General features: G+C 69.9%; 14 protein-coding genes. 12 read left to right on the plus strand and 2 right to left on the minus strand.

Annotated elements, in window-relative coordinates:
• The 5 genes from sufU to hisG all read left to right on the plus strand — a co-directional run bounded on the left by sufU (position 1) and on the right by hisG (position 4,525).
• Positions 1-441 (plus strand): Fe-S cluster assembly sulfur transfer protein SufU, encoded by a 441-nt coding sequence (sufU, locus tag ACTWPV_RS21950; protein WP_132333233.1) that lies wholly within the window; start codon positions 1-3, stop codon positions 439-441.
• Positions 442-502: 61 nt separating this feature from the next.
• Positions 503-862, plus strand: a complete 360-nt coding sequence (locus tag ACTWPV_RS21955) for a metal-sulfur cluster assembly factor (RefSeq protein ID WP_347622244.1) — start codon at positions 503-505, stop codon at positions 860-862.
• Positions 863-1,167: 305 nt separating this feature from the next.
• The gene (locus ACTWPV_RS21960) at positions 1,168-2,946 is read left to right on the plus strand and encodes a DEAD/DEAH box helicase (protein ID WP_443153189.1); all 1,779 of its coding nucleotides are present in this window, start codon (positions 1,168-1,170) and stop codon (positions 2,944-2,946) included.
• A 407-nt stretch (positions 2,947-3,353) separates the two neighbouring features.
• The gene (locus ACTWPV_RS21965; protein WP_132593280.1) at positions 3,354-3,617 is read left to right on the plus strand and encodes a phosphoribosyl-ATP diphosphatase; all 264 of its coding nucleotides are present in this window, start codon (positions 3,354-3,356) and stop codon (positions 3,615-3,617) included.
• A 62-nt stretch (positions 3,618-3,679) separates the two neighbouring features.
• On the plus strand, positions 3,680-4,525 hold the full coding sequence (gene hisG, locus ACTWPV_RS21970) for an ATP phosphoribosyltransferase (RefSeq protein ID WP_443153190.1): 846 nt from the start codon (positions 3,680-3,682) through the stop codon (positions 4,523-4,525).
• A gap of 39 nt (positions 4,526-4,564) precedes the next feature.
• On the opposite strand, the gene ACTWPV_RS21975 is transcribed toward hisG, so the two are convergent.
• Entirely contained in the window at positions 4,565-4,693 is a 129-nt protein-coding gene (locus ACTWPV_RS21975) for a hypothetical protein (RefSeq protein WP_443153191.1), read from the minus strand.
• On the opposite strand from ACTWPV_RS21975, the gene ACTWPV_RS21980 reads away from it, so the two are divergent.
• Positions 4,692-5,348, plus strand: coding sequence for an acVLRF1 family peptidyl-tRNA hydrolase (locus tag ACTWPV_RS21980; RefSeq protein ID WP_443153192.1), 657 nt, complete (start codon positions 4,692-4,694; stop codon positions 5,346-5,348). The two genes, ACTWPV_RS21975 and ACTWPV_RS21980, sit on opposite strands and share 2 nt — an antisense overlap.
• 278 nt (positions 5,349-5,626) lie before the next feature.
• On the opposite strand, the gene ACTWPV_RS21985 is transcribed toward ACTWPV_RS21980, so the two are convergent.
• Positions 5,627-6,463: an NAD(P)H-binding protein gene (locus ACTWPV_RS21985; protein WP_443153193.1), complete on the minus strand. Its 837-nt coding sequence runs from the start codon at positions 6,461-6,463 to the stop codon at positions 5,627-5,629.
• 83 nt (positions 6,464-6,546) lie between these two features.
• Here ACTWPV_RS21985 and ACTWPV_RS21990 point away from each other — a divergent pair, with 83 nt between their 5' ends.
• From ACTWPV_RS21990 to ACTWPV_RS22015, 6 genes are all read left to right on the plus strand, one after another.
• Entirely contained in the window at positions 6,547-7,128 is a 582-nt protein-coding gene (locus tag ACTWPV_RS21990) for a TetR/AcrR family transcriptional regulator (RefSeq protein ID WP_443153194.1), read from the plus strand.
• Between the two features lie 165 nt (positions 7,129-7,293).
• The gene (locus tag ACTWPV_RS21995; RefSeq protein ID WP_443153195.1) at positions 7,294-8,316 is read left to right on the plus strand and encodes a LacI family DNA-binding transcriptional regulator; all 1,023 of its coding nucleotides are present in this window, start codon (positions 7,294-7,296) and stop codon (positions 8,314-8,316) included.
• A gap of 78 nt (positions 8,317-8,394) precedes the next feature.
• A complete protein-coding gene (locus tag ACTWPV_RS22000; RefSeq protein WP_443153196.1) occupies positions 8,395-9,051 on the plus strand; it encodes a DUF1961 family protein in 657 nt (218 codons plus the stop codon).
• A 125-nt stretch (positions 9,052-9,176) separates the two neighbouring features.
• Positions 9,177-9,803 carry a YesL family protein gene (locus tag ACTWPV_RS22005; protein ID WP_443153197.1) on the plus strand — a complete coding sequence of 209 codons (627 nt, stop codon included), beginning with the start codon at positions 9,177-9,179 and terminating at the stop codon, positions 9,801-9,803.
• Between the two features lie 32 nt (positions 9,804-9,835).
• Complete coding sequence (locus ACTWPV_RS22010; protein WP_443153198.1) at positions 9,836-11,353, plus strand: extracellular solute-binding protein; 1,518 nt, start codon at positions 9,836-9,838, stop codon at positions 11,351-11,353.
• A gap of 61 nt (positions 11,354-11,414) precedes the next feature.
• On the plus strand, positions 11,415-12,392 hold the full coding sequence (locus ACTWPV_RS22015) for an ABC transporter permease (protein WP_443153199.1): 978 nt from the start codon (positions 11,415-11,417) through the stop codon (positions 12,390-12,392).
• Positions 12,393-12,400 lie beyond the last annotated feature (8 nt).

The following is a 12,400-nucleotide window of genomic DNA, read 5'->3' on the forward strand; positions in this document are numbered from 1 at the left end:
ATGATCGGCGAGTCGATGTACCAGGAGCTGATCCTGGAACACTACAAGCATCCGCAGGGGCGGGGGCTGCGCGAGCCGTACGACGCCGAGGTTCACCACGTGAACCCGACGTGCGGCGACGAGATCACGCTCAGGGTCAAGGTGGGCGACGCCGGTAAGATTCTCGATGTCTCCTACGACGGCCAGGGCTGTTCGATCAGCCAGGCGGCCGCGTCCGTGCTGCACGAGCTGGCCACCGGCTCGACGGTCGAGGAGACGCTCTCCGTGGTCGACGAGTTCACCCGGCTCATGCAGGGCAGGGGCAAGGTGGAGGCCGACGAGGAGGTGCTCGGCGACGCGGTCGCGTTCGCGGGCGTCGCCAAATTCCCGGCACGGGTGAAATGTGCGTTGCTTTCCTGGATGGCCTACAAAGACGCTGTAGTGAGGAGCGCTGCCACGTGAGTGAGCGCGACGAAGGCATGATGCGACCCGGCGGTTCACTCACGACGGCGAAGGAGATGTCATGAGCAAGCCAGTGGAGACCCCGACCGGCTTCGACGGTGACACGAGCGTCGACGAGGTCATGGAGGCGCTGAAGGACGTCGTCGACCCCGAGCTCGGCATCAACGTGGTCGATCTGGGCCTCATCTACGGGCTCAACCTCGACCCGTCCGACGGCGGGCAGCCGGTGGCGACCATCGACATGACGCTGACCAGCGCGGCCTGCCCCCTGACCGACGTCATCGAGGACCAGGCCCACTCCGCGCTGGACGGCATGGTCTCCGATGTCAAGATCAACTGGGTCTGGTTGCCGCCATGGGGGCCTGACAAGATCACCGACGAGGGTCGCGAGCAACTGCGTATGCTAGGCTTTAACGTCTGATCTTTGCTGCTGTCACGGCTGGCGTAAAGCGTCGGCCGTTTCAGTGTGTGCCAGAGCGGGTTCTGGAAGGTCCGGACCCATCCGGGGAATATCCGATAACATCCCGGCGTTGGCACCAGACGCACCCGACGTCTCATTGCGCGTCTAGCGCCGCCTGCGGCCGGTGCCCCGGTGTGTCCCCCTCATTCTCGACCCGCCCCGACGGCGGGTGCCCTTGAACATGTACGGCCAGCGCCGTACGTCCCGGCTCGTCCTTTCGCAGAAGTGACGCGCCACTTCGACGGAAAGGCACGACTTTCGTGACCATGCTTGACGCTGTCATGCCCGAGCTCGGCGAGACCACTCCCGAGCCTGGCCCTTCCGAGTTCGAGCTGCTCGGCCTGCCGAAGCCGCTCGTCACCGGGCTGGCCAAGCTGGGCTTCGACAGCCCCTTCCCCATCCAGAGCGCGACCATCCCCGACGTGCTCGCCGGCCACGACGTGCTCGGCCGGGGCCAGACCGGCTCCGGCAAGACGCTCGCCTTCGGCCTGCCCACCATGGCCCGCATCGCGGGCGTGCGGCCCGCCCCCGGCCGCCCCAAGGCCATGATCCTCGTGCCGACCCGAGAGCTCGCGCTCCAGGTGCACGACGCTCTCGAGCCTCTCGGCCGCGGCCTCGGGCTGCGCATGAAGGTCGTCGTCGGCGGCATGTCCATGGGCAAGCAGATCGAGGCGCTGCGGCGCGGCGTCGACGTCGTCATCGCCACCCCCGGCCGCCTCGGCGACCTGATCAGGCAGGGCGAGTGCTCCCTGTCCGACGTCGAGGTCAGCGTCCTCGACGAGGCCGACCACATGTGCGACCTCGGCTTCTTCCCCGTCGTCACCGAGCTGCTCGCGCAGACGCCGGCCGACGGGCAGCGGCTGCTGTTCTCCGCCACGCTCGACGGCGACGTCGACAAGCTCGTACGGCGCTTCCTGAAGGACCCGATCACCCACTCCGTGGCCCCCGCGACCTCTCCGGTCGACACCATGGAGCACCACGTGCTGCAGGTCACGCGCGACGACAAGTTCGACGTCACGGCCGCGATCGCCAACCGCGAGGGCCGTACGATCATCTTCGTCCGCACCCAGCACGGCGTCGACCGGCTCTGCAAGCAGCTGGCCAGGGTCGGCGTCAAGGCGGGCGGCCTGCACGGCGGCAAGCGCCAGAACCAGCGCACCCGCATCCTCGCCGAGTTCCGCGAGGGCTCCATCGGCGTGCTCGTCTGCACCGACGTCGCGGCGCGCGGCATCCACGTCGACAACATCAGCCTCGTGCTGCACGTCGACCCGCCGCAGGACCACAAGAGCTACCTGCACCGGGGCGGCCGCACGGCCCGCGCCGGCGAGAAGGGCACCGTGGTCACGCTGGTGCTGCCCAACGAGCGGCGCTCGACCGACGCCCTCACCCGGCGCGCCGGCATCCACCCGTTCCGCCTGAAGGTCACGCCGGGCCACCCCAGGCTCGCCGAGGTCACCGGGGCCCGCACGCCGAGCGGTGAGGCCGTCCCCGTCTGGGAGCCCGACGTGCGCAAGCCGCTGCGGCCCCGCCGCGACGGCGGCCACAACGGCTCCGAGCGCCGCGGTCGCCGCCCGCGCCGCGACTTCGACGGCGACCGGCGTCCGCGCCGCCACGACGAGGGCGGCGAGCGGCCGTTCGCGTCGGCTGACGACCGCCGTCCGCGCAGGGAGTTCGACGGTGACCGGCGTCCGCGCAGGCACGCCGAGGGCGAGCGTCCCTTCAGCCGGGGCCAGGAGCCTCGTGACGGCAGGCCGCGCGGCGGCTACCGTTCCGACGACCGCCCCTACCGCCAGGACGACCGCGGCCAGCGGGGCGGGTTCCGCTCCGACGACCGTGCCGGCACGGGGCCGCGCTACTCCTCCGACCGCGGCCGCCCGTTCTCGGCCGACCGCGAGCGCGGCTACCGCACCGACGAGCGCGGGCCGCGCGACGGCTACCGCTCCGGCGGCGGGCGCCCGGACGACCGGGGGCCGCGTGACGGCTACCGCCCGGGGGAGCGCGGCAAGGGCGGCTACCGCCGCAACTCCGGTCGCTACGAGCGCTGACGCCTGTGACCACGCGCTGCCCGCCGCACCTCACCAGGTGCGGCGGGCAGCGCCGTTTCAGCCCTTGGGAGCGCTGAGGGCGATGCCGCGGGTGAAGCACCGCTGGAGACGACGTCGACGGCCTCGAACGCCTGGAAGGCGCCCGTGGGGGAGCGCGCCGAGCCCGGCGACGTACAGCACCGTGCCGTGCCCGCATCGGCATCGGCACCCGGATGTTCACTGCTTGCCTGTCCGCGGCCGGGCCGGGGCCTTCGCGGGCCGATATCGAGGTTGAGGTACAGTGCGATGAATCGTCCGATGTGTCCTTCTCGTCGGCGCAGGCGTCCCGCGTGGCGGACACCGGGCCGCGCCAGTGCCTGGCGCAGACTAGGCTTGACAGGCACGTCAGCCAATCGACGAGAGAGACCATGAAGACCTTCGAAGAGCTGTTCGCCGAGCTGTCAGAGAAAGCCGCCACCCGGCCCGCGGGCTCGGGCACCGTGGCCGCGCTCGACGCCGGCGTCCATGCCATCGGCAAGAAGGTCGTCGAGGAGGCCGCCGAGAGCTGGATGGCCGCCGAGCACGAGTCGGACGACAGAGCCGCCGAGGAGATCTCACAACTGCTCTACCACGTGCAGGTGCTCATGATCGCCAAGGGCATCGGGCTCGACCAGGTCTACAAGCATCTCTAGGGCGCGACGCGCCCGTCACCGGCAAGCCCTGGAGAAGCGACAGAGACGACTAAGGACCTGACATGCTGCGTCTGGCAGTACCCAACAAGGGCGCCCTCAGCGAGGCCGCCCAAGCCATGCTCAAAGAGGCCGGCTACCGGCCGCGCAGGGACAACAAGGAGCTCGTCGTGGTCGACGAGGCCAGCGGCTGCGAGCTGTTCTTCCTGCGCCCCCGTGACATCGCCGTCTACGTCGGCGAGGGCACTCTCGACGCCGGCATCACCGGCCGCGACATGCTGATCGACTCGGGCGCGCCGGTCGAGGAGATCATGCCGCTCGGTTTCGGCGGCTCCACCTTCCGGCTGGCCGCCATGGCGGGCACGATGGCGTCGGTCCAAGACCTCGACGGCCGGCGCATCGCCACCTCCTATGCGGGGCTGCTCGACAAATACCTCTCCGACCAGGGCGTCGACGCACGCGTGATCAAGCTCGACGGCGCCGTCGAGACCGCGATCCGCCTGGGCGTGGCCGACGCCGTCGCCGACGTCGTGGAGACCGGCACCACGCTGCGCAACGTCGGCCTCGAGGTGTTCGGGGAGCCGATCATGCGCTCGGAGGGCGTGCTGATCAAGCGGCAGAGCGCGCCGGAGGCGCAGGGCCTCGACCAGCTCGTACGCCGCCTCCAGGGCGTCGTGCACGCCCGCGACTTCGTCATGATGGACTACGACATCCGCGCCGAGCGCATCGAGGAGGCCATCGCCCTCACCCCCGGCATGGAAGGGCCGACGGTCTCCCCGCTGCACCGCGAGGGGTGGGTGGCCGTGCGGGCGATGGTCCGGCGCAAGGGCCACCAGCAGGTGATGGACCAGCTCTGGGACATCGGCGCGCGGGCCATCCTGGTCACCGACATCTACGCCTGCCGCCTCTGACGCTCGCCGGGGAGACCCTGACGCCGCGGGGCCGCGTCGTCAGCTTCTGGTCGACGTGACCTGCCTGATCAGGTCGGGGACGCGGACGATGCCCGGGCGGCGATTGAGTTCCTCCCGCCCGTGGGCGCGCCGCCCGGCCATGATGGTGTCGGCTAACCTTCGGATCATGAGCGCGCGTCCGGCCAGCGGCGGCGGCCGGTGGGTGACCGTGCCGCCGGAGCGCCTGCATCCATGGATCGACGGGTTCGCCGGCCGCCACGGACCCTTCTCCCCTTCGGGGGACGACCGGGTGGTCCGGCTGCTCGCCGACGACGGCGCGCTGGCCGAGCTGCACGTGCCCTTCCCGCCCATGTCGCCCCCTGGGCCGCCGCACGTCACCCGGCTGGTCGCCCACGCGTCGGCGGAGCGGCGGGTGGGGGTGTTCCTGGTGCGGCTCGGCGGGTACGCCGCCGGCGTCTTCCACGGCTCCGCGCTGGTCGCGTCGAAGGTGGGGTCACGGCTGGTGCAGGGACGCACGGCGGCCGGGGGATGGTCCCAGCAGCGCTACGCCCGGAGGCGGCGTAAGCAGGCGGCCGAGGCGTTTGACGACGCCGTGTCGACGGCGGTGCGGGTGCTCTCGCCGCACCTGGCGGAACTGGACGCGGTGGTGCTCGGCGGGGACCGGCGGGCGGTCGGCGCCCTGCGGCACGACCGGCGGCTCGCGCCCCTGCTGGCCCTGGAGACCGAGCCGTTCCTGGTGGTGCCCGACCCGAAACTGGCGGTGCTGAAGGACACTCCGGCCACGTTCCGCGCTGTCCGCGTCCGCGTGGTCGACCCGCCCTGATCGTCGTGCTTGCATCGTGCAGGTCCGTCCGTTTCGCGCGGTGGGTATCCGGGTGGTTGCCCGCTTCGGTCTGTCGTGTTCGCAGCGTGCGGGACCGCCGTTCCGCGCGGCCGGCGTCTGCGGATTCTGCTCGCCCCGACCCACGGCGCGTCAAGCGTACGGGTACGCGCTCGGTGCGAGGGCGTCGGGGTGACGGTTCGTCACACCATCGTCGAGGGAGGTGCCGAGCGCCACGATGCGGGCCCCGGCGCTGACCCGGCGGTGGGAAGGGGAGGGGGTCAGGCCATGTCGAAGGCGTGGGCGTGCTCGGAGAGGAAGGTGGACAGGGCGCGGGGCGGGCGGCCGGAGAGGTCCTCGACCCTCGTCGTTGTCGTCGCCCAGCGGCCGTCGCCCGTCTCGGCCATCAGCGCGGCCAGGTCGCCGGCCAGCGGCTGGGCCAGGCCCTGACGCTCCAGATGCGCGGTCATCTCCGGGACCGGCAGGTCCACATAGCGGACCGGGCGCCCGAGGACGGCGCTGATCAGATCGGCGATCCGGTCGTGCGACAGCGACTCCGGGCCGGTGAGGACGTGGTCGCCGTCCGCCCCCACCGGGCGGGTCAGCAGGGCGGCCGCCACCTCGGCGATGTCCCTCGTGTCGATGTAGTTGACCGGACCGGGTCCGTACGAGCCGTAGAAGCGGCCGTCGCGGACCTCGCGCGGCAGGTTCTGCATGAAGCCGGTCGGCTGGAGGATGGACCAGGGCACGCCCGATGCCCTCAGGTGGGCGTCGACCTCCCCGTGCATGCCGCCGCCCAGCTTCGCGCCGGGTGCGGCGCCCCGTACGGACACGGTCACCACCTGCGCCACGCCCGCGCGGGCGGCCAGGTCGATCACCGCTCGGTGGGCGCCGGTGAAGCCCGGCCAGAGCGAGCTGTTGAGGAACAGGCGGTCGCCCGGTGCGAGCAGCCGGCCGATCGTCCCCGGCTCGTCGAAGTCGCCGAGCGCATGGTCGCAGCCCAGGTGGGGGGAGGGCCGCCGGACCACGGCGCGCACGTCGTGCCCGCCTGAGCTCGTCAGCCGCTCGATGAGCGCCCGTCCGATGGAACCGGTGGCCCCGGTCACCACGATCACCATGACCTCCGCTAAGTGGAATAGAGAATTCCGGTTAAGGGACGGTACACTATCCGGAATCGCATCGTCCACTTAAGGGAGTGCGTGTGCGCGCGGACGCCAGGCGGAATCTGGACAAGATCGTCGTTGCCGCGGCCGAGGTCATGGCCGAGCACGGCGTCGGTGTCCCCATGGAGGCCGTGGCCAGGCGCGCCGGGGTCGGTGTCGGCACGCTCTACCGCCGTTTCCCCGATCGCAACGCCCTGATCGTGGCCGTGGGCGATCACTACGTGCACACGATGGCGCAGGCGCTGGACGAGGCCGCGCGGCGTACACGGGACGCGTGGAGCGCGGTCCGCGAGTTCGTCTCCTGGGCGTCGGAGCCCGGCCGGGCCGCGCTGGCCACGGCGCTGGCCGAGCTGCCGCAGGAGGCGATCGCAGACCGTGCGGAGTTCGCGCGGGCGCGCGAGCAGTGGGTACGGCAACTCGGTGACCTCGTGGGCAGGGCGCAGGCCGAGGGCTCGATGCGTACGGACGTCGGCGTCGGCGACCTGATCCACCTGCTCAACGTCTTCACCTGCCATCCCGGCACGCTGCCGGAGCCGGTCGCCGCCGACCCCGGGAGATACCTGCGCCTGATGCTCGACGGGATGACGGCCGCCGCGGCCACGTATGCCCTGCCCGGTTGAGACGATTCAATTCAATCTTGATTGCCGCTATGATGGCCGGGTTCACGGTGGGCGGTGTCCGGCCGCCCCCGCCGGCAGGCAGCGGTTTCTGCAGGTGGCCGCGTCCGCGGACCCCGTCCGGGTTGCGGCTCATGCACTTACAGCGGCACGGCCTCGTGAGGATCGATGGCGACCAGGAACATCAAGGAGGTCGCGCAGCTGGCGCGCGTCTCGGTGGGCACGGTGAGCAATGTGCTCAACCGTCCGGAGATCGTGTCGCCCGCCACCCGCGAACGCGTCTTCGAAGCGATCAAGAAGCTGGGGTTCGTCCGCAACGAGGTGGCCCGCCACCTGCGGGTGGGCCGCAGCCGCACGGTCGGGCTCGTCGTGCTCGACGTGGCCAACCCGTTCTTCGTGGACGTGGCCCAGGGCGCCGAGTCGGTGGCCGACGACCACGACACGATGGTGGTGTTGTGCAACAGCGCCGGTGACGCCGGTCGCGAGCGCCGCCACCTCGACCAGCTCGAACAGCAGCGGGTGATGGGCATCCTGATCACCCCCGTCGAGGCGGAGACGCCCTGGCTGGAGGAGCTGGCCGACCGGGGCACTCCCGTGGTGCTGGTCGACAGCCCGGCCACCGGGCTGCAGTGCTCGGTGGCGGTCGACGACCGGCTGGGCGGGCAGATCGCCGGCGCGCACCTCGTCGAGCGCGGGCACCGGCGCATCATGTTCGTCGGCGGGCCGATGTCGGTCAAACAGGTGGCCGACCGGCACGCGGGCGTGGCCGGGGCGGTGGCCGCGGCCGGAGGCGACGTCGAGCTGCTCACCGCCACCGCCCCCACGCTGACCGTCTCAGAGGGCCGGGCGATCGGCGAGCGCCTGGCGGAGCTGCCGGCCGCCGAGCGGCCCACGGCGGCCTTCTGCGCCAACGACATGATGGCGCTCGGCCTGCTCCAGGCGATGGCCACGCACGGCCTGCGCGTGCCCGACGACCTGGCCATCATCGGCTATGACGACATCGACTTCGCCGCGGCGGCCGCGGTGCCGCTGTCGTCGGTGCGGCAGCCGCGCGAGCTGCTGGGGCGCACGGCCATCGACTTGCTGCTCGAAGAGGTGGCCGAGCCCGAGCAGCACCGGCACCGGCAGGTCATCTTCCAGCCCGACCTGGTGATCCGCGAGTCCAGCGCGCCCTATCGCCTCCATCCCTGAACCGTTTCATCCGGCGGGGCCCCACGACCGAGGGCTCCGCACGCGCCCTGGGGCGCCGCGACTCTGAGAGGAGCCCTCTTGACCGAGCTCTACCGCAACGCCCTGGCCTGCCCGGAAGACCTGGCGGGCTTCCGCATGGAGGGTGACGGGGTCACGTCCTTCCCCCAGGGCCGCATGCGCCTGGAGAGCCGCAGGCCGCGGTCCGACGGCCAGGCGGCCAACGTCGTGCTGTGGTGTCCCGCGGACCTTCCCGCCGACGTGCGGATCGAGTGGGACTTCCTGCCGATCAGGGAGCCGGGCCTGGCCATCATGTTCTTCCACGCCAGGGGCAGGAACGGCGCCGACCTCTTCGACCCCGGCCTGGCCGCCCGCACCGGCCCTTACGAGCAGTACCACCACGGCGACATCGACGCCTATCACGTCTCCTACTTCCGCCGCATGTGGGCGTCGGAGCGCGCCCTGCACACCTGCAACCTGCGCAAGAGCCACGGGTTCCACCTGGTCGCGCAGGGGGCCGACCCGCTGCCCTCGGTGCTCGACGCCGACGGCCCGTACACGATGCGCATCGACGTACGCGGTGGTGAGGTCACGTTCTCGGTCAACGATTTGGTCTCGTTCCGGTGGACGGACGACGGTTCTGTGGGCGGGCCTGCCCTGGCTGGAGGCCAGATCGGGTTCCGGCAGATGGCCCCGCTCATCGGCGAGTACGGAAATCTCCGGATTTCGCGTCATTGACTTTGAGTCGATTCAACACTAATTTCGCAACACCACCGGGGTTCACCCTCCTGTAACGGCGGGGGAACCCCGGAGCAACACTCCGCCCCCGTGTCCGCGCACACGCCGTCAGAAGGTGCTGCGGGATGAGCCATCCAGCCATGTCAATGAAGGTGCAAGCGGTCTGCTCAGAGCTCTTCTGGGCGGCCAGGCTGAACCTGATGTGGATCGCCTTCACGCTGCTCGGCGGCGTGGTCCTCGGAATCGGGCCCGCCACCATGGCCGCGTACACCGTCGCACGTCGCCACGCGCGCGGTGAATCGATTCATTGGGCGGACTTCTGGAGTGTCTACCGGCGTGAGTTCGTCCGCGCCTCGTTGCTGATCCTTCCCGTCGCGGTGCTCGCCACCGTGCTGATCGGCAACTACCTGTACCTGTCCGCCGCCGGGCCGAGCATGGGGGCGTTGCGGATCGCGACCTTCGTGGCGCTCATCGCGCTGGCCGGTGTGGGGGCTTACGTCGGGCCGCTCTACGTGCACTACGACCTTCCGCTGTGGGCCTACTGGCCCAAAGCGACACAGCTAGCGCTCATGCGTCCGGCTTCGTCCGTGCTGTTGCTGCTAGTGCTCTCGTCCATCGCCTACGCGACCGCGGTGCTGCCCGTCCTGGCGCCGGTGGTCGGCTTCGGCGCGTGGATCTACCTCAACACGTGGCTCTGCCAGCGCTTCTTCGAGGAGAACGAGGCGCGACTGCATTCGAAAGGGAACTCATGAGCGCATCCCGTCGCCGGCGCCTCCTTGCCGGTGTGTTAACGCTAACGGTCGCCCTCACCGCCTCCGCCTGCTCCGGCGGGGACGCGCCCCAGGCGGACCCCGGCACGATCACCTTCATGTCGAAGCTGTTCGGCACCGCGCCGGACCCCAAGGGCGAGATGCATCAGGCGGTCGAGAAGTTCCTCGGCAAGAAGCTCAAGATCACCTGGGTGCCCAACGCCGAGTACACCGAGAAGCTGAACGTCACGCTCGCCTCGGACGACATCCCGCAGGTCATGGTCGTGGACCCGCACCTGCCGGCGTTCGTCAAGGCCGCCCAGGCCGGAGCGTTCTGGGATCTGACCGACAAGCTGGACAAGTACCCGAACCTCAAGCCCGCCGACGCGCAGACGGCGCTCAACGCCTCCATCAACGGCAAGACCTACGGCCTCTACCGGATGCGGCCGCTGCTGCGCTCGGCGGTCGTCATCCGCAAGGACTGGCTGGAGAAGGTCGGCCTCGACGAGCCCGAGACGGTCGACGACCTCTACGAGATCGCCAAGGCGTTCACGGAGAAGGACCCGGACGGCAACGGCAAAAAGGACACCTACGGCCTCGTCATCCCGAAATGGCCGGGCAACTACGCCAGCTCCAGCCCGTACGACGTGATCGAGACCTGGTTCGGCGCCCCGAACGGCTGGGGCGAGCGCGACGGCAAGATCGTGCCGGGCTTCGACACCCCCGAGTTCCTCGAGGCGAACCGGTGGCTGAAGAAGATGGTCGACGGCGGCATGGTCAACCCCGACTTCGCCACCCTCGACGCCGCCAAGTGGAACGACCCCGTCCAGCAGAACAGGGGCGGCATCATCATCGACGTCAACATCCGCTCCAGGCAGTGGCTCGACCTGTTCTACGAGCAGGACAAGGAGACCTACGGCGACAAGGTCACCATGGTCGGCAACCTCAAGCGCTCCGACGGGAAGAAGTTCTCCTACCCGTTCACCGGCTACCTCGACACCCTGGCCATCTCCAAGCAGAGCGTGCGGACCGAGGCGGAGCTCGACAACGTGCTGAAGACCCTCGACAAGCTGGCGACCAAGGAGGGCCAGGTCCTGCTCACCAACGGCATCGAGGGCCGCAACTTCGAGGTCGAGAACGGCGACACCGCCGCGCTGATCAACGAGGACGACCCCGCGGTCAAGACCGTCCAGAACGACGTGGACGACGCCTTCATCCAGCTCAGCACCAAGGGTGACGTGTCCATCGGCGGGATCGCCTACCAGCGTGTGCCGTCAGGGGAGCCGTACCAGGAGATGCTCAAGCTCCAGCAGGAACTGGTGGAGGAGGACCTCAAGACGGCCGTGCACAACGTGGCACTGCCCGTGATCTCGCCCACCGCCGTCGCTAAGGGCGCGCAGATCGACACGATCGTCTCGGACGCCCGGATCAAGTACTTGTCGGGCACCTTCACCGAGGAGCAGCTCAAGGCCGAGATCAAGCGCTGGTACGACAGCGGCGGCACGCAGGTGGCCGCCGAGATCAACGACCTGGTGTCCAAGCTCGGGCAGTAGCCGTCGCGCTGAGAGGCCCGGGGCCGCGCGTCCCGGGCCACTCACATGAAAGGAGGCCGCTGTGGCCACCGACCTGGCGCCGCCTCCCCCGAAGGCGGCCACCAAGGCGAAGAGGCGGAGGGCCGGCAAGGTGCCGCTCCGCGCGGCGCTGGCGCGCTATCGCTGGCTCTACCTGATGCTCATCCCGGGTGTCGCCTATTTTGTGATCTTCAAGTATCTGCCGATGTACGGCGTGACGATCGCGTTCCAGGATTTCCTGCCCTTCCTCGGCTACTCGGGCAGCCCTTGGGTCGGCTTCAAGCACTTCGAGGATCTCTTCTCCGGTCCCGACTTCGGCCGGCTGCTGTTCAACACGCTGTTCCTGGCGTTGCTGCACATCGTCATCGTCTTCCCGGCGCCGATCATCGTCGCGCTGATGCTCAACGAGCTGCGGGTCAGCCTCGTCAAGCGGTCGGTGCAGTCGCTGATCTACATCCCGCACTTCCTGTCCTGGACGATCGTCGCGTCGCTGACGTACCTGCTGTTCGCGGCGGACTTCGGCGTGATCTCCGGGTGGATCCGCGACGTGCTGGGCGACACCGCGAAGGTCGACTACATGGCGCAGGAGGAGTGGTTCCGGCCGCTGATCATCCTGCAGCAGCTGTGGAAGCAGACCGGCTGGGGCACGATCATCTACCTCGCCGCGCTGGCGGGCGTGGACCCCAACCTGTACGAAGCCGCCCGCATGGACGGCGCGGGACGTTTCCGGCAGCTCTGGCACGTCACCCTGCCCGCGATCCGCCCCACGGTCGTCGTGATGGCGATCCTCGCGTCCGGCAACCTGCTCGACTCCGGTTTCGAGCAGATCTGGCTCATGACCACCTCGCTGAACCGCTCGGTGGCCGACGTGTTCGACACCTACGTCTACTACGCCGGCATCCAGCAGGGCGCCATCAGCTACTCCACCGCCGTCGGCCTGTTCAAGGGCGTGGCGGGCGTCATCCTGATCTTCGGCTCGAACTGGCTGGCCAAGCGCCTCGGCCAGCGTGGACTGTTCTAAGGAGCCCC

The sequence above is a fragment of the Nonomuraea sp. KM88 genome, assembly GCF_052245635.1.
Classification (GTDB): Bacteria; Actinomycetota; Actinomycetes; order Streptosporangiales; family Streptosporangiaceae; genus Nonomuraea.

Coding starts and splice junctions, on each gene's coding strand:
- ACTWPV_RS21980 (WP_443153192.1), top strand. CDS start 4,692: ATGAGCGCGCGTCCGGCCAGCGGCGGCGGCCGGTGGGTGACCGTGCCG.
- ACTWPV_RS21960 (WP_443153189.1), top strand. CDS start 1,168: ATGCTTGACGCTGTCATGCCCGAGCTCGGCGAGACCACTCCCGAGCCT.
- ACTWPV_RS21975 (WP_443153191.1), bottom strand. CDS start 4,693: ATGATCCGAAGGTTAGCCGACACCATCATGGCCGGGCGGCGCGCCCAC.
- sufU (WP_132333233.1), top strand. CDS start 1: ATGATCGGCGAGTCGATGTACCAGGAGCTGATCCTGGAACACTACAAG.
- ACTWPV_RS21995 (WP_443153195.1), top strand. CDS start 7,294: ATGGCGACCAGGAACATCAAGGAGGTCGCGCAGCTGGCGCGCGTCTCG.
- ACTWPV_RS21985 (WP_443153193.1), bottom strand. CDS start 6,463: ATGGTGATCGTGGTGACCGGGGCCACCGGTTCCATCGGACGGGCGCTC.
- ACTWPV_RS22005 (WP_443153197.1), top strand. CDS start 9,177: ATGAGCCATCCAGCCATGTCAATGAAGGTGCAAGCGGTCTGCTCAGAG.
- ACTWPV_RS21965 (WP_132593280.1), top strand. CDS start 3,354: ATGAAGACCTTCGAAGAGCTGTTCGCCGAGCTGTCAGAGAAAGCCGCC.
- ACTWPV_RS21955 (WP_347622244.1), top strand. CDS start 503: ATGAGCAAGCCAGTGGAGACCCCGACCGGCTTCGACGGTGACACGAGC.
- hisG (WP_443153190.1), top strand. CDS start 3,680: ATGCTGCGTCTGGCAGTACCCAACAAGGGCGCCCTCAGCGAGGCCGCC.